Origin of the sequence: Streptomyces sp. CA-111067 (genome assembly GCF_050956065.1) — a bacterium.
GTDB lineage: Bacteria > Actinomycetota > Actinomycetes > Streptomycetales > Streptomycetaceae > Actinacidiphila.
Map to the genome: position 1 here is coordinate 4,843,592 of NZ_CP192103.1, position 13,720 is coordinate 4,857,311.

General features: G+C 73.3%; 14 protein-coding genes. 9 read left to right on the top strand and 5 right to left on the bottom strand.

Features of this window, described 5'->3' with window-relative positions:
• Positions 1-48 precede the first annotated feature (48 nt).
• A complete protein-coding gene (locus ACQPW6_RS21105; RefSeq protein WP_433891222.1) occupies positions 49-1,197 on the bottom strand; it encodes a lactonase family protein in 1,149 nt (382 codons plus the stop codon).
• A gap of 282 nt (positions 1,198-1,479) precedes the next feature.
• Here ACQPW6_RS21105 and ACQPW6_RS21110 point away from each other — a divergent pair, with 282 nt between their 5' ends.
• The gene (locus tag ACQPW6_RS21110; protein ID WP_433891223.1) at positions 1,480-2,124 is read left to right on the top strand and encodes a dihydrofolate reductase family protein; all 645 of its coding nucleotides are present in this window, start codon (positions 1,480-1,482) and stop codon (positions 2,122-2,124) included.
• A 38-nt stretch (positions 2,125-2,162) separates the two neighbouring features.
• Here ACQPW6_RS21110 and ACQPW6_RS21115 read toward each other — a convergent pair whose 3' ends face one another.
• Complete coding sequence (locus ACQPW6_RS21115; protein WP_433891224.1) at positions 2,163-2,666, bottom strand: hypothetical protein; 504 nt, start codon at positions 2,664-2,666, stop codon at positions 2,163-2,165.
• 224 nt (positions 2,667-2,890) lie between these two features.
• Here ACQPW6_RS21115 and ACQPW6_RS21120 point away from each other — a divergent pair, with 224 nt between their 5' ends.
• Both ACQPW6_RS21120 and ACQPW6_RS21125 read left to right on the top strand, forming a co-directional pair.
• Complete coding sequence (locus tag ACQPW6_RS21120) at positions 2,891-3,511, top strand: dihydrofolate reductase family protein (protein ID WP_433891225.1); 621 nt, start codon at positions 2,891-2,893, stop codon at positions 3,509-3,511.
• 70 nt (positions 3,512-3,581) lie between these two features.
• Positions 3,582-4,142, top strand: coding sequence for a pyridoxamine 5'-phosphate oxidase family protein (locus tag ACQPW6_RS21125; RefSeq protein WP_433891226.1), 561 nt, complete (start codon positions 3,582-3,584; stop codon positions 4,140-4,142).
• Positions 4,143-4,201: 59 nt separating this feature from the next.
• On the opposite strand, the gene ACQPW6_RS21130 is transcribed toward ACQPW6_RS21125, so the two are convergent.
• Positions 4,202-4,666, bottom strand: coding sequence for an NUDIX domain-containing protein (locus ACQPW6_RS21130; protein WP_433891227.1), 465 nt, complete (start codon positions 4,664-4,666; stop codon positions 4,202-4,204).
• Between the two features lie 91 nt (positions 4,667-4,757).
• On the opposite strand from ACQPW6_RS21130, the gene ACQPW6_RS21135 reads away from it, so the two are divergent.
• Positions 4,758-5,735, top strand: a complete 978-nt coding sequence (locus ACQPW6_RS21135; RefSeq protein ID WP_433891228.1) for a helix-turn-helix domain-containing protein — start codon at positions 4,758-4,760, stop codon at positions 5,733-5,735.
• On the opposite strand, the gene ACQPW6_RS21140 is transcribed toward ACQPW6_RS21135, so the two are convergent.
• Positions 5,661-6,926, bottom strand: coding sequence for an MFS transporter (locus ACQPW6_RS21140; RefSeq protein WP_433891229.1), 1,266 nt, complete (start codon positions 6,924-6,926; stop codon positions 5,661-5,663). The genes ACQPW6_RS21135 and ACQPW6_RS21140 overlap by 75 nt on opposite strands.
• A 295-nt stretch (positions 6,927-7,221) precedes the next feature.
• Here ACQPW6_RS21140 and ACQPW6_RS21145 point away from each other — a divergent pair, with 295 nt between their 5' ends.
• On the top strand, positions 7,222-8,421 hold the full coding sequence (locus ACQPW6_RS21145) for a lactonase family protein (protein ID WP_433894609.1): 1,200 nt from the start codon (positions 7,222-7,224) through the stop codon (positions 8,419-8,421).
• Positions 8,422-8,450: 29 nt separating this feature from the next.
• Here the strand turns inward: ACQPW6_RS21145 and ACQPW6_RS21150 are convergent, their stop codons facing one another.
• Positions 8,451-9,803, bottom strand: a complete 1,353-nt coding sequence (locus tag ACQPW6_RS21150) for a UDP-N-acetylmuramoyl-tripeptide--D-alanyl-D-alanine ligase (RefSeq protein ID WP_433891230.1) — start codon at positions 9,801-9,803, stop codon at positions 8,451-8,453.
• A 206-nt stretch (positions 9,804-10,009) separates the two neighbouring features.
• On the opposite strand from ACQPW6_RS21150, the gene ACQPW6_RS21155 reads away from it, so the two are divergent.
• Genes ACQPW6_RS21155 through ACQPW6_RS21170 form a run of 4 tightly spaced genes read left to right on the top strand, consistent with a single transcriptional unit; the run spans position 10,010 to position 13,707 of the window.
• Positions 10,010-11,023, top strand: coding sequence for a D-isomer specific 2-hydroxyacid dehydrogenase family protein (locus tag ACQPW6_RS21155; protein ID WP_433894610.1), 1,014 nt, complete (start codon positions 10,010-10,012; stop codon positions 11,021-11,023).
• A complete protein-coding gene (gene vanA, locus ACQPW6_RS21160; protein ID WP_433891231.1) occupies positions 11,016-12,056 on the top strand; it encodes a D-alanine--(R)-lactate ligase in 1,041 nt (346 codons plus the stop codon). The genes ACQPW6_RS21155 and vanA overlap by 8 nt, the downstream gene beginning before the upstream one ends.
• Entirely contained in the window at positions 12,053-12,661 is a 609-nt protein-coding gene (vanX, locus tag ACQPW6_RS21165; protein ID WP_433891232.1) for a D-Ala-D-Ala dipeptidase VanX, read from the top strand. The genes vanA and vanX overlap by 4 nt, the downstream gene beginning before the upstream one ends.
• Complete coding sequence (locus ACQPW6_RS21170) at positions 12,661-13,707, top strand: endonuclease/exonuclease/phosphatase family protein (protein ID WP_433891233.1); 1,047 nt, start codon at positions 12,661-12,663, stop codon at positions 13,705-13,707. Before vanX ends, ACQPW6_RS21170 begins: the two co-directional genes overlap by 1 nt.
• Positions 13,708-13,720: the final 13 nt, after the last annotated feature.

Sequence of the window (13,720 nt, forward strand, 5' to 3'; positions counted from 1 at the left end):
CCCGCACGATCTCGTCTCCGGCGCCGCCGGTCGCCCCCGTCCTCGATCTCAGAGCGCGACGATCCCCTCGCCACCCGTCGCGTCCGGTACCGTCACCGATCCGGCCGCCGTCAGTGAACCGTCGGCGTTCACTCGGAAGGCGTCCACTCCGCCCGTCGCTCCTGTCTGGACGTAGAGGAACGCGCGGTCGGACGACACGGCCGCGTCGACCGTTCCGGCGCCCGTCGGCGTGTTGCCGAGGACGCGCGGCGAGGCGGCCGTTCCGGTGTGCAGGGCGGTCAGGGAGGCGCTGCCGGCGTTGGAGGCGTAGAGGGTGGCGCCGTCGCGGACGATCCAGCAGGTTGCCGCCTGGGCGGTCGCGACCTCGGAGAGTTTGGTCAGGCGGCCGTCCCGGGCTACCTGGTAGGTCGCCACCGCGTTGGGGCCGGCCTCGGTGACCGCGAGGCGGCCGGCCGCGTCGAAGGTGAAGCCGAAGGGCACGGCGTCGGGGGCCGGGGTGACCACGGGCCGGGTGGAGAGGCCGAGCAGGCCGACCTGGAACACCTCGATGCTCTGGCCCGCCGCCTTCGTCGTGACGACCAGCTTGCCGCCGTCGGGGGTGAACCCGATCTGCCCCGGCGTGTGGGTGAACTGCGGCGCCGTCGCCGTGTCCAGGCCGAGCGCGCGGTGCCAGGACGGCACCTTCACCAGCAGGCCGCCGACGTTGACGTAACCCTGCACCGACCCGCCGTCCAAGGCGTTGAGTACGTAGACCAGGCCGCCGTGCACGGCCACGCTCACCGGGAAGTTCCCGCCGGACGACACGACCTGGCGCTTTATCAGCCGGTCGCCGCGGACGTCGAAGACGGTGACGGTGTCGCTGCCGGCGTTGACCGCGTACAGCTGCTGGTGCGCCTTGTCGTACGTCAGCGAGCCCTGCGAGGCCAGGTCGTCCACGGCGGCGCCGTCCAGCTTGCCGCCGCGGCCGCCGGTCGCGTAGACGCCCTGTTGGTCGAGCGAACCGTCCGCGGCGCGGCTGTAGGCCACGACGGTGTTCCCGGCGACCCGGTCGCTCTGCACGAAGACCGGCGCGCCCGATCCCCCCGCGTGCCGTGCGTGCGCCGGCTGCGCCGAGGCCGATCCGGCGAAGACGGCGACCGACGCGGCGGCGATGACGGCGGCGCCCGCGATCCGGAGGGTCCTGATGTCGTATCCCATGGGTCTACCTCACTGACGTGCGGCGGCTGTCCCGACCGCCTGCGGCTGATCCGGGGCCCCGACGGCCCCGTCACGGGATCTGCCGCGCCGGCGGCCCTCCGCCTTACCGCCGCGGGGGCCGTCCGGGCCGGTTGACATCACCCGGTAAGAATTGGCCCCGTTTCCGGCAGGGCCCCGGCCGCCGCTCCGGCCGCCCCCCGGCGATGAGTTTTCCGCCGCCCCCCGGTCTACCCGCTGAACCGAACGACGACCGCCACACGACCACCTCACCGGGAGCACACCATGGGCCTCATCCACATCGAAATGTTCGCGACCCTCGACCTCGTCGGCCAGGCCCCCGGCGGCCCCGACGAGGACCCGCAGGGCTTCCCGTTCGGCGGCTGGCAGGCCCCGCTCATGGACGAGGTCGGCGGCGCGCAGGCCGTCGCCGCCTACGCGGACACCGACGCGCTGCTGCTCGGCCGCCGCACGTACGACATCTTCGCCGCCTACTGGCCGCACCAGAAAGGCGGCCTGGACAACGAGATCGCCACGATCTTCAACAGCGTCCCGAAGTACGTGGCCTCCCGCGGCAAGCCCGACCTGTCCTGGGACGGGTCAAGCCAGCTGGGCCCGGACCTCGCCGCGGCGGTGCGCGAGATCCGGGACCGGCACGAGCACATCAAGGTCGTCGGCAGCCTTGACCTGGTGCAGACCCTGCTGCGCGAGAAGCTCTTCGACCGCCTCGACCTCTGGGTGCACCCGATCGTCCTCGGCGTCGGGAAGAAGGTGTTCGACGGCGGCGCCGTGCCCACGAACCTCACGCTCCTCGAACCGCCGGCGTCCGGCCCGCGCGGGACCGTCTACCTGCGGTACGGGCTCGCCGAGGGCGTACCCGTGACGGGGGACATGACCGCGCCCGACCGCGGTGTCGGCAGCGGAGAGTGAAGCCGCGAGGAGCGCGGCTCCGGGAAGCCGACGAGAGCTCAGGCGCCGACGTTCACGTACGTGACCTTCACGAACGAGGTACGGGCCGTCGCACTGGTCGGGGCCGGGACGAACGCGACCTGGCCGGTGCCGAAGCAGGGCAGGTTGAGCGTCGTCGGGATGGCCGCCCTGACGACGGTGTAGCGCAGGGTGACGGGCACGGCCGAGGACGAGGTGACGCCGAATCCGACCTCGATGCGGTCGGCGGACTCACCGGTGTAGCCGGTCAGCGAGCTCGTCGGCGGGACGACGGGCATGACGTCCACGGTCTGCCCCGCGAGCGGGTGGCCGGTCTCGCCGGGCGTCACAGGACCGAAGCAGCCCACCTTGATCGCCGCGTCCACGGAGACCCCGTTGACCTGGCCGACGAACAGCTGGTGCGGGCCGATCGGCGCCGGGTCGACCACGGCGGCGGACGCGGACGGCAGGCCCACCGCCCCGCCGGCCAGCGCGAGTGCGGCGATCGTGCCGAACATCGTCGTACGGGCGTATCTGCTGCGCATGTCATCCTCCATAGCCGGCTGACCCCGGCCAGCGGTGGGCCGGGGCTTGGGGGGAGCGAGCTGTGCGAGAGCAGCAGAAGCGTAGCGGCGGGGCCGTCGAACGGACCGGCGCGTTCCGGCCGCTTTGAGCGCGGGACGGGTGCTGCGGATGGGGTGCGAGGTGCGCTGCTCAACGGGCCGCACCGGAACGGTACGTACATGGGACGAGATGTCGAGGAGACGCAATGAGCACGGTGATCATGCACAACGTGGTGTCGCTGGACGGCTTCATCGCCGACCGGAACGACGAGGTCGGGCCGCTGCACGAGTGGTACTTCAGCGGGGACACCCCGATCGTCCCGGGCGAGGCTGACGCGGACGGGAGCTTCGACCACTCGGGCGAGGGCCACGGCTTCAGGGTCTCCCGCGCCTCGGCCGCGTACGTCCGGACGACGTGGGAGTCGGTCGGCACGATCGTGATGGGCCGCACGCTGTTCGACCTGGTGAACGGGTGGGAGGGCGATCCGCCCACCGGCGACCACGTGGTCGTGGTGTCGCACCGGCCCAAGCCCGAGGGCTGGCACCCCGAGGCGTCGTACCACTTCGTGGCGGACGTCGCGGCCGCGATCGACAAGGCGAAGGAACTGGCCGGGGACCGGGTTGTCGCCGTGAACGCGGGCGACGTCGGCGGCCAGATCCTCGCGGCCGGCCTGGTGGACGAGGTGGCGATGGACGTGGTGCCGGTGGTGTTCGGCTCGGGCAAGCGCTACTTCGGGGATATCGACGGGCAGTTGCTGCTGGAGGATCCGCACGTGGTGATCCAGGGCGAGCGGGTGCTGCACCTGCGGTTCAAGGTCCGCCGCTAGACCGGGGCCGCCGGCCCCCGAGCAGCGAAGGAGTGCACGCGATGACGCATGAGCACAAGGAGTGCACGCGATGACGCATGACGAGGAACCGGCGGTCCAGCCCATGGCGCACGACGACGATCCGGCCGTCCACCAGGCCATGCCGTACGACGCCGATCTGGCCGCCCACGCGCGGGCCGTCGTCGATGGCAACCTCTACCTGACCCTGGGCACCGTCGGCCCGGACGGCAGCCCGTGGACCTCGCCCGTCTACTTCGCCCCGGCCGGCGACCGGGAGTTCTGCTGGCTGTCCGCCGCCGACGCCCGGCACTCCCGCAACCTCGCCGAGCGCCCGCAGGTGAGCATCGTCGTCTTCGACTCCACCGTCGCGCCGTACCACGGGCGCGCGGTGTACGCGGTCGGCGAGGCCCGCGAGGTGTCGGACGCCGAGGTCGACCAGGCGCTGGCGTCGTATCCGCGGCCCGGCGGCGCGGGCGTCACGCCGTTCACGCGGGAGGAGGTCACGGGGGCGTCCCCGTACCGCCTCTACCGGGCGACGGCGTCGCAGCTGTGGGTGCTGTGCCCGCGCGACCCCGGGCAGCCCTGCCCGGCGCACGGCCTCGCCACGGACCACAGGACGCTGATTCCCTGATCCCGCCGGCCCGATGATCCCGCCGCGAGCGGCGGACCGAGCGGACCGGGGCCAACGCGTCAGAGCTGCTGCGCGAGGCGGTCGAGGAACGCGGCCTGCGCTTTGACGAGGGCTTCGCGGGCCGCGTCCAGGGTGAACCAGGCGACCCGGTCGAGCTCAGGGAACTCGGCGGTGCGGCCCGAGCGCGGCGGCCACTCCATCGTGAACGTGCCCGGCACCACGTCCGCCGGGTCGAGGTCGGCCTCCAGCGCCCACACCGTCACGTGCTTGCCGCCCGACTGCACGACCTCGCCGAGCGGCAGCGGCGTCCCCTCCGGGGCGGCCAGCCCCAGCTCCTCGCGGAACTCGCGGCGGGCCGCGTCCCACGGCTGCTCGTCGTCCCCGTACTCGCCTTTCGGCACCGACCACGCGCCCGCGTCCTTGCGGGCCCAGAACGGCCCGCCCATGTGGCCGAGCAGCACCTCGGCCCCGGCGGCGGTACGGCGGAAGAGGAGCAGGCCCGCGCTGCGTCTGATGTCAGCCATGGGGCCAGTGTCGGTGCGCGGACCGGGTGACGGCGAGCACCCGCCGGGCGCGTGGCGGAATAGCGCGCGCGGCGCGAGCGCTAGCCCGTTCATGACGGTGGCGGAATGGGCGGCCGCGCCCGGCAGTGGTGTGGTCGGCATGCCGACGTGGGACATGGTGGCCGTACGGAAGCGCCGGCTGGCGCCCATGGAGCAGCTCGACGGGGCGGACGGCGCGATCTGGGCGCTGCTCCTGGACGGCGACGCGCGCCTGGAGACGGCGGCGGGCGTCGAGCGGCTGCACGCGGGCGACGCCTTCCACGTGGACGCCAGAACCGCCTACCGGCTCGTCGCCCTGACCCGGGCCGAGGTGACGGTCGGCACCCTGCGCGCGGTCCCGCCGCTGCCGAGCCCCCTGGTGGCCCGCGACTTCGCGCACAGCAACCGCGGCATCGTCGAACTGGTCCGGATCTGCCCGCTCGACCCGACGCGCGAGCAGCCCCTTTTCGCCGCGAGCTACGCCGGCCTGATCCAGGCGGCGATGGTGCAGGCGGTCGAGGACGCGGCGGGGTGGCCCTCCGGGCGGGGGGACGGCCTGAGGTTCGAGGCGGAGCAGGAGCCGGACGGGCGGCCGGGACCCGAGGCCCGGTTCGGGGCGGCGCCCGGTTCGGCCGGGCAGCCGGGGTCCGACGGGCGGTTCGACGTGGCGCCCGACCCGCAGCTCACCGCTCTCGTGTCCGTTCTCGACGCTCACCCCGGGCGGCCGTGGACCGTCGAGAGCATGGCTCGTGTCGCCCACCTGTCCCGGTCATCGCTCGGCGAGCGGTTTCGGCGTGAGCTCGGGCGGAGTCCCGCGCAGGTGCTGCGGGAGGTGCGGATGCGGCATGCGCGTGAGCTGCTTGCGTCGACCGATCGGGCCGTCGAGCAGATCGGGTTCAGCGTCGGGTACGGGTCGGCCGCCGCGTTCAGCCGGGCGTTCTCCGCTCATCATGGGAGCTCGCCGCAGGCGTGGCGGTCAGCGCCGGGAGCCGGTGTGCAGGGTCGCGAAGCCGACGCTTCCGGCGAGTGCGGCGACGGTTCCGACGAGTAGCGCGGCCCGCACGCCGCCGCCGTCGACCACGGCCCCGCCGATCGCCGAACCAGCCGTGATCGCCACCTGGAACGCCGTCACCTGCAACGACAGCGCCGACTCCACCCTCTTCGGCTCGGCCCGGGTCACCCACAGCTGGGAGGCGACCGGCACCATGTTGAAGCCGAAGCCCCAGACCACGATCGCCACGGTCGCGGCGGCCAGCCCGGGTGCCGTGGCCAGCGCCAGCAGGCTCGCGCCGAGCAGCGCGGGCGCGGTGACCACGGCGATCCCGAGCCGCCGGGAGAGCGCGCCGGCCGCGAGGTTGCCGGCCAGCCCGCCGACGCCCCAGCCGAGCAGCAGCCAGACCGTACCGCCGTCGGTGACCCGTTCGATCGCCAGCCGGATGTAGGGGTACGCGGCGAAGTTGCCGAACGCCACCAGCGCGATGCAGCCGGCCCCGGCCATCAGCCGCCGGTTGGCGAGCGCCTGCCGGAGCATGCCGAGCCCCGACCCCGGCTGGGCGGGCACCGGTGGCAGCGTCGCCGCCACCGCGAACACCCCGAGCAGGCTCAGGCCCGCCGCCGCCCAGAACACCGGCCGCCAGCCGACGGCGTCACCGAGCACGGACGACAGCGGCACGCCGATGATGGTGGCCGCGCTCACGCCCAGCGCCAGGCTGGTCGACACGATGTGGTCGCGCCCCGGCACCGCGTGCGTGCCCGCGCCGAGCGCGAACGACCAGAAGCCCGCGATGGCGACGCCCAGCAGCAGCCGTCCCACCAGCAGCAGCGGGAAGTTCGGGGTCAGCGCGACCACCACGTTGGAGACGACGGCGGCGGCGAGCAGGGAGATCAGGACGGTCCTGCGGTCGGTGCGCGGGAGCAGCACGGCGATCGTGGGCGCGGTGACGGCGCCGGCGATGGCCGTCACCGCGACGGCGAGCCCGGCCGTACCCTCGCTGACGCCGACGTCCGACGCCATCGCCGGGAGCACGCTCGCCGGCAGGAACTCGCTGCCCACCAGGGTCGCGATGCCCAGGGTGAGCGCGGCGACAGGCGCCCAGGAAACGGCCCCGGGCGCGGCCCCGGGCGCGGCGGCCCCGGTCTCGGCGGAGGCGTCCGTTGCGGCCCCGGCACCGTCCACCGACGGCCGGTCCGCGCCCGCGGGCACCTCGCACTCCGGACTGCTCACATAGCCCTCAAAGGTCATGCGCCCAGTCTCATGCGCATGCCACGCATCGACTTGACCGTTCCGCCGCTCCCCTTGATCCCGACGCCGGACCCTCCGCGTACGGGGGCGTGCGAGGGCCGTTCGGCGGGGTGGCCGACACCGCAAGGGGGACGAGCGCCTGTCGGTCGCGGGCCCGCCCCGGGGCGGACCGGATGCTGAGGCCGGACCGGCCCGCGTCGAAGCGGGCAGGCCCGTGTGTCTCCCTCGCTCGCACCCTCCTCCACCTCAGCTCGCACCCTCCTCCACCCCAAGGGGAACGATGAAGCCCGTGTCCATGTCCACGGCGGTCCGCGCGTCCGCCGCCACCGTGCTGGCCGCCGCCCTCGCCGCGTTCGCCGCGCCCGGCACCTCCGCCTCCGCCGCCGCCCCGCGCGGCGGCGACGCGCACCAGGGCCCGGTGTTCGTCCAGACGGACAACACCGCGGGCAACGCGATCGTCGCCTACCGCCGTGCCGCCGACGGCTCCCTCCACCGGCAGGGCACCTTCCCGACCGGCGGCAAGGGCGGCATGCTCAGCGGCTCGGTCGTCGACCACCTCGCCTCGCAGGGCTCCCTCACCTACGACTGCGACCACCACCTGCTCTTCGCGGTCAACGCCGGCAGCAACACGCTCACCGTCTTCTCCGTCGAGGGCGACCGGCTGCGCCGCGAGCAGGTCGTGTCCTCCGGCGGGACCTTCCCGGTCAGCGTCACCGTCCACAAGGACCGGGTCTACGTGCTCAACGCCCGCAAGGGCGGGTCCGTGCAGGGCTACCGGATCGCCGCCGGCCGGAAGTCGGAGCGGGTGGCCGCCGGCCGGAAGTCGGAGCGGATCGCCGCCGGCCGCACGCTGGAGCCGGTGGCCGGCTGGAACCGGCAGCTGCACCTCGACACCGCGACCGCGCCGGAGTTCACCCACACCCCCGGCCAGGTGTCCCTCACCCCTGACGGCTCGCAGCTGATCGTCAGCACGAAGGCCGGCGGCAGCAGCGTCGCCGTCTTCGCAGTGAGCCGGTCGGGCGAGCTGTCCGCCCGTCCGGTCGTGAACAAGCAGACGGGCTCGGTCCCGTTCGGCTTCACCTTCGACGCGCACGGCCGGCTGGTCGTCACCGACGCGGGCGCCAACGCGGTGATGACGTTCGCGGTCCGCAAGGACGGCCGCACCGTCAAGCTCGACAACGCGCCGACCGGCCAGCAGGCCACCTGCTGGATCGTCCGGGCCGGCGACCGCTTCTACGCCTCCAACGCCGGCAGCAACACCCTCTCCGGCTTCCACCAGACCCGCCGCCCGGCCCTCCAGCCGCTCGGCACCACGGCGACCGGCGCCGGCACCGTCGACTCCGCGGTCACCCCCGACGCGCACTTCCTGTACGTCCAGACCGGCGGCACGGGAGCCGTCGACGCCTTCCGCGTGCAGCGGGACGGCTCGCTGACCAGGACCGGCACCGTCACCGTCCCGAACGCGGCCGGCGGCGAGGGCATCGTCGCCCTCTGACCCCAGCGCAGCCCCTCGGCTTCCGGGCGCTACGCCAGGGCGGCGGCGACCTCGTCCAGGCGGGCGCCGCGGGAGGCTTTGACGAGGACCGTGTCGTCCGAGGTGAGGTGGGTGCGGAGCCAGTCGGCGGCTGCCTCGTTGTCGGGCAGCGGCACCGCGCGGTCGCCCGCGCCGTCCGCGATCGGGCGGGCCGCCGCGCCGACCGTGGCCACCAGGTCGGCGCGGGCGGCGGCGTACGCGCCGATCGCGCGGTGCTCGGCCGCGCTCTCGGCGCCGAGTTCGAGCATCGCGCCGAGGACGGCGATCCGGCGGCCGCCCGCGGGCACGGCCAGCGCTCGGAGGGCGTCCAGGGCGGCGCGGGTCGAGTCGGGGTTGGCGTTGTAGGAGTCGTTGAGGAGGGTCGCGCCGCAGGCGAGAGCGCGCCTTTCGAGGCGCCACTTCGACAGCGCGACGGTGGCCAGGGCAGCCGCCACGGCGTCGAGCGGGACCCCGGCCGCGAGGGCCGCCGCTGCGGCGGCCGACGCGTTGAGCGCCTGGTGGGCGCCCACCAGCGGCAGGGTGACGGGGGCCGAGGCGTCGGCGGTGCGCAGCGTGAAGGACGGCCGGCCGAGGGCGTCGAGCGCCAGGTCGAGTACCCGGACGTCGGCGTGCGCCGCCCGGCCGAAGGTCAGCACGGGGCCCTCGGCGAACGAGCGCATGGCGACGACGCGCGGGTCGTCGGCGTTGAGGATCGCGGTGCCGCCCGGCGCCAGGCCCCGGACCAGCTCGCCCTTGGCCTCGGCGATGGCCTCGCGGGAGCCGAACTCGCCCAGGTGGGCCTGGCCGACGTTGAGCACGACGGCGGTGTCGGGCGCGACCAGGCCGGTGAGCGCGGCGATGTCACCGATGTGCCGGGCGCCCATCTCCAGGACCAGGAACCGGGTGGCGGCGTCCGCGCGCAGCATGGTGAGCGGCACCCCGAGCTCGTTGTTGAGCGAGCCGAGCGTGGCGGTCGTCGGCGCGGCGGCCGAGAGCACCGCCGCGAGCAGGTCCTTGGTGCTGGTCTTGCCCTGCGAGCCGGTCAGCCCGACGACGGTCAGCCCGTCGCGCAGCCGGGCCACCACGTGGGCGGCGAGCGCCTGCACGGCGGCCCGGGCATCGTCGACGACGACGGTGGGCAGCGCCGTGGCCCTGGTGCCGAGTGCGGCCACCGCACCGGACCGGCCGGCCCGGCCCGCGTAGTCGTGGCCGTCGGTGTGCTCGCCGGCGAAGGCGACGAAGAGGCCGCCGGGCTCGGCCAGCCGGCTGTCGAGCACGGCCGGCGCGGTCACGGTCACGGTGCCGTCGCCCTCGACCGTCCCGCCGACGATCGTGGCGATCTCCGCGACGCCGAGCGGGATCATTCGCCGAGCCCGGCGGGCGGGAGCGGGTCGGCGGGGCCGCGTTCACTGGAGGTCACGCCTCCAGTGAAGGGAGCCCGGTATATCGCCGGTGTATGAAAAACCGCATACGCGGTGGCAACACCCAGGTCTCTTGAATTCGACAGGTGACCTCCAGCGAACCAGCACGAACAGCGGACCGCCGCACCCGGTCCCCGGGCGCGTCCTCGGTGCTCGTCCCGACCACCGGAATCACCGTGTACGCGTGCGGGCCGGACGAGGCCGGGCTCTTTCGGGCGATGGCGCCGCGCTTCGGCGTGACGCCGACCCTCACGGAAGCCGCGGTGTCGGAATCCACCGCGGAACTGGCACGCGGAAACCGCTGCGTCAGCGTCGGTCACAAAACGCGGATCAGCAATCCGACCCTTCGCGCGCTGAGCCGGGTCGGCGTGGCCTATATCTCCACCAGGAGCGTCGGGTACAACCACATCGACGTGGAATACGCGGCGGGCGTCGGCATCACGGTCGGGAACGTCGCCTATTCGCCGGACAGCGTGGCCGACTACACGTTGATGCTGATGCTCATGGCGGTCCGGCAGGCGAAAGCCATGGTCCGACGGGTGGACGCCCATGACTACCGGCTGAGCGATGTGCGCGGGCGGGAGTTGCGGGATCTGACCGTCGGGGTGGTGGGGACCGGGCGGATCGGGACGGCGGTGCTCGACCGGCTGCGGGGGTTCGGCTGCCGCGTGCTGGCCTGCGACAACCGGCCCAAGGCCGTTGCCGCCACCGCCGTCGCCACCGCCGTCGCCGTCGCCGTCGCCGAATACGTGCCGCTCGGCGAACTGCTGCGGCTGAGCGACATCGTCACGCTGCACACCCCGCTCACCGCGCAGACGCACCACCTCCTGAACCGCGGGCGGATCGCGCGGATGAAGCCCGGCGCGTTCGTCGTCAACACCGGGCGCGGCGCGCTCATCGACACCGGCGCTCTCGTATCGGCCCTGGAAAGCGGCGAGTTGGGCGGCGCGGCGCTGGACGTCCTCGAAGGCGAGGAGGGGATCTTCTACGCCGACCGCCGGCACGGCTCCGTCGCGAGCAAGAACCTGCTGCGGTTGCAGGAGATGCCCAACGTGCTGATCAGCCCGCACACCGCTTACTACACGGATCACGCCTTGCGCGACACCGTCGCGAACTCCCTCATCAACTGCCTTGAATTCGAAAGCGGGGACCACCATGGCTAGGCTGAAGGTCGGCATCATTTTCGGCGGCTGTTCCGAGGAACACCCCATCTCCGTCAAGTCCGCGCAGGAAGTCGCGCGGAATCTCGACACCGAGAAGTACGAGCCGTTCTACCTCGGGATCACCAAGAGCGGCACGTGGAACCTGTGCGACGGCCCCGACCCGGCCTGGGAGCAGGGCAGTTGCCGTCCTGCCGTGCTGTCGCCGGACAGCGGCACCCGCGGGCTGCTGGTCCTGGAGCAGGGCCGGTACGGGACGATCGGCCTGGACGTCGTCCTGCCCGTCCTGCACGGCAAGTGCGGCGAGGACGGCGCGATCCAGGGCCTGCTGGAGCTGTCCGGCATCCCGTACGTGGGCTGTGACGTGCCGAGTTCGGCGCTCTGCATCGACAAGTCCCTTGCCTACGTGGTCGCGAGGAGCGCGGGAATCGGCACGCCGGAGTTCTGGATCCTCGGGCCGGACGAGAAGCCCGACCCGGGCCTGTTCAGCTATCCGGTCTTCGTGAAGCCGGCCCGTTCCGGGTCGTCCTTCGGCGTGAGCAAGGTGGCCGGCGAGGAGGAGCTGCACAGCGCCGTGGAGGACGCCCGGCGGTACGACGCGAAGGTGCTGATCGAGGCGGCCGTCGCCGGCAGCGAGGTCGGGTGCGCGATCCTCGGGAACGGCTCCGACCTGACGGTGGGCGAGGTGGACCGGATCGCCCTCTCGCACGGCTTCTTCCGGATCCACCAGGAGGACGAGCCCGAGACCGGCTCGGAGAACTCCACGCCGATCGTTCCCGCCGACATTCCGCCGCAGGTGCGGGCCCGAGTCCAGGAGACGGCGAAAGCGGTGTACCGCGCGCTGGGTTGCGGCGGGCTCGCGCGGGTGGACCTGTTCCTCAAGGACGACGGGGAGGTCGTACTCAACGAGGTCAACACGCTGCCCGGGCTGACCTCCTACAGCCGCTACCCGAGGATGATGGCCGCCGCCGGGCTGCCGTTCGCCGAGGTGATCGACCGCGCGGTGGCGCTGGCACTGGCGGGGAAGAACCGATGAACGACGGCTTCCTCTTCGTGGACGAGTCCGTGCCCGGCATACGCTGGGACGCCAAGTACGCCACCTGGGACAACTTCACCGGCAAACCGGTCGACGGCTATCTGGCCAACCGGATCATCGGCACCCGCGCGCTGTGCGAGGCGCTGCAAACAGCCCGGGAGAAGGCCGAGACCCTCGGCCTCGGCCTGCTCCTCTGGGACGGCTACCGCCCGCAGCGCGCGGTGGACTGCTTCCTGCGCTGGGCGGAGCAGCCCGAGGACGGCCTGACCAAGCCCCGGCACTACCCGAACATCGACCGGGCCGAGATGTTCGAACAGGGCTATGTGGCCGCCAAGTCGGGCCACAGCCGGGGCAGCACCGTCGACCTGACGCTCTACCACCTGGACTCCGGCGAACTGGCCCCCATGGGCGGCGGCCACGACCTGATGGACGCGCTCTCGCACCACGGAGCGGCCGGCCTCACGCGCACCGAGGCGGCGAACCGCCGGCACCTGCGCTTCCTCATGGAGGCCAGCGGATTCAGCGCCTACGACTGCGAGTGGTGGCACTACACCTTGAACGACGAGCCCTACCCGGACACCTACTTCGATTTCCCGGTCAGCTGATGAGCCTCAAGACGACCCACTTCGCCATCGGCCACGAAACCAACGCCGGAACGGGCCCCGAACACCACCCCGGAATCTGGCGCGCCCGCCTCCGCCGCGCGATCGACGCCGACTCCCGCCCCGGCCCCTGGAAGCGCGGCCGGCTGCTCGCCGCGCTCGCCCTGCTGCTCGGCCTCCTCATGCTGCTGCACGCGCGGATCCCGAACCGGATCGGGAACCTCGGCAGCCTGGCCGAGACGTTCCTGCCGTGGTTCGGCCTGCTCATCCCGTTGCTGCTGGCCGGCGCGCTGCTGCGCCGCTCGGCCGCCGCCGCGCTCGCGCTGCTGCTGCCCGCCGTCGTGTGGCTGAACCTGTTCGGCGGGCTGCTCAGCGACAAGTCGCACCCGGGCGGCGACCTCACCGTCGTCAGCCAGAACGTCAACGCCGCCAACCCCGACCCGGCCGGCACCGCCCGCGACCTGGTCGCCGCCGGGGCCGACGTACTGGCGCTGGAGGAACTGCCGGCGCAGGCGGTCGGCACGTACGAGAGCGCGCTGGCGGCGGCGTACCCGTACCACACGGTGCAGGGCACGGTCGGGCTGTGGAGCAAGCTCCCGCTGTCGCAGACCCGGGTGGTCGACGTCGAGATCGGCTACGGGCCCCGGGCGCTGCGCACCACCGTGCAGACGAAGCGCGGGCCGCTCGCGGTGTACGTGGCCCACCTCGGATCCGTACGGGTCAACCCCGGCGCGGGCTTCTCGACCGGCCAGCGGAACGCCGGCGCGGCGGCGCTCGGCGCGGCCGTCGCCGCCGAGCCGAACCAGCGGGTGGTGCTGCTCGGCGACCTCAACGGCAGCATGGGCGACCGGGCGTTCTCCGGCCTCAGCTCGCAGATGCGCTCGGCGCAGGACGTGGCGGGGGACGGCTTCGGCTTCAGCTGGCCGGCGAAGTTCCCGGTGGCCCGGATCGACCAGATCCTGGTGCGCGGGATGAAGCCGCAGAACGCGTCGGTGCTGCCGGACACGGGCAGCGACCACCTGCCGGTGGCCGCGGGCCTCGACTGGTGAACGCGCACCGATC

Bases quoted from the DNA above. Each gene is read 5' to 3' on its own strand.
- ACQPW6_RS21105 (WP_433891222.1), bottom strand. From the start codon at position 1,197: ATGGGATACGACATCAGGACCCTCCGGATCGCGGGCGCCGCCGTCATC.
- ACQPW6_RS21110 (WP_433891223.1), top strand. From the start codon at position 1,480: ATGGGCCTCATCCACATCGAAATGTTCGCGACCCTCGACCTCGTCGGC.
- ACQPW6_RS21115 (WP_433891224.1), bottom strand. From the start codon at position 2,666: ATGCGCAGCAGATACGCCCGTACGACGATGTTCGGCACGATCGCCGCA.
- ACQPW6_RS21120 (WP_433891225.1), top strand. From the start codon at position 2,891: ATGAGCACGGTGATCATGCACAACGTGGTGTCGCTGGACGGCTTCATC.
- ACQPW6_RS21125 (WP_433891226.1), top strand. From the start codon at position 3,582: ATGACGCATGACGAGGAACCGGCGGTCCAGCCCATGGCGCACGACGAC.
- ACQPW6_RS21130 (WP_433891227.1), bottom strand. From the start codon at position 4,666: ATGGCTGACATCAGACGCAGCGCGGGCCTGCTCCTCTTCCGCCGTACC.
- ACQPW6_RS21135 (WP_433891228.1), top strand. From the start codon at position 4,758: ATGACGGTGGCGGAATGGGCGGCCGCGCCCGGCAGTGGTGTGGTCGGC.
- ACQPW6_RS21140 (WP_433891229.1), bottom strand. From the start codon at position 6,926: ATGACCTTTGAGGGCTATGTGAGCAGTCCGGAGTGCGAGGTGCCCGCG.
- ACQPW6_RS21145 (WP_433894609.1), top strand. From the start codon at position 7,222: ATGTCCACGGCGGTCCGCGCGTCCGCCGCCACCGTGCTGGCCGCCGCC.
- ACQPW6_RS21150 (WP_433891230.1), bottom strand. From the start codon at position 9,803: ATGATCCCGCTCGGCGTCGCGGAGATCGCCACGATCGTCGGCGGGACG.
- vanA (WP_433891231.1), top strand. From the start codon at position 11,016: ATGGCTAGGCTGAAGGTCGGCATCATTTTCGGCGGCTGTTCCGAGGAA.
- vanX (WP_433891232.1), top strand. From the start codon at position 12,053: ATGAACGACGGCTTCCTCTTCGTGGACGAGTCCGTGCCCGGCATACGC.
- ACQPW6_RS21170 (WP_433891233.1), top strand. From the start codon at position 12,661: ATGAGCCTCAAGACGACCCACTTCGCCATCGGCCACGAAACCAACGCC.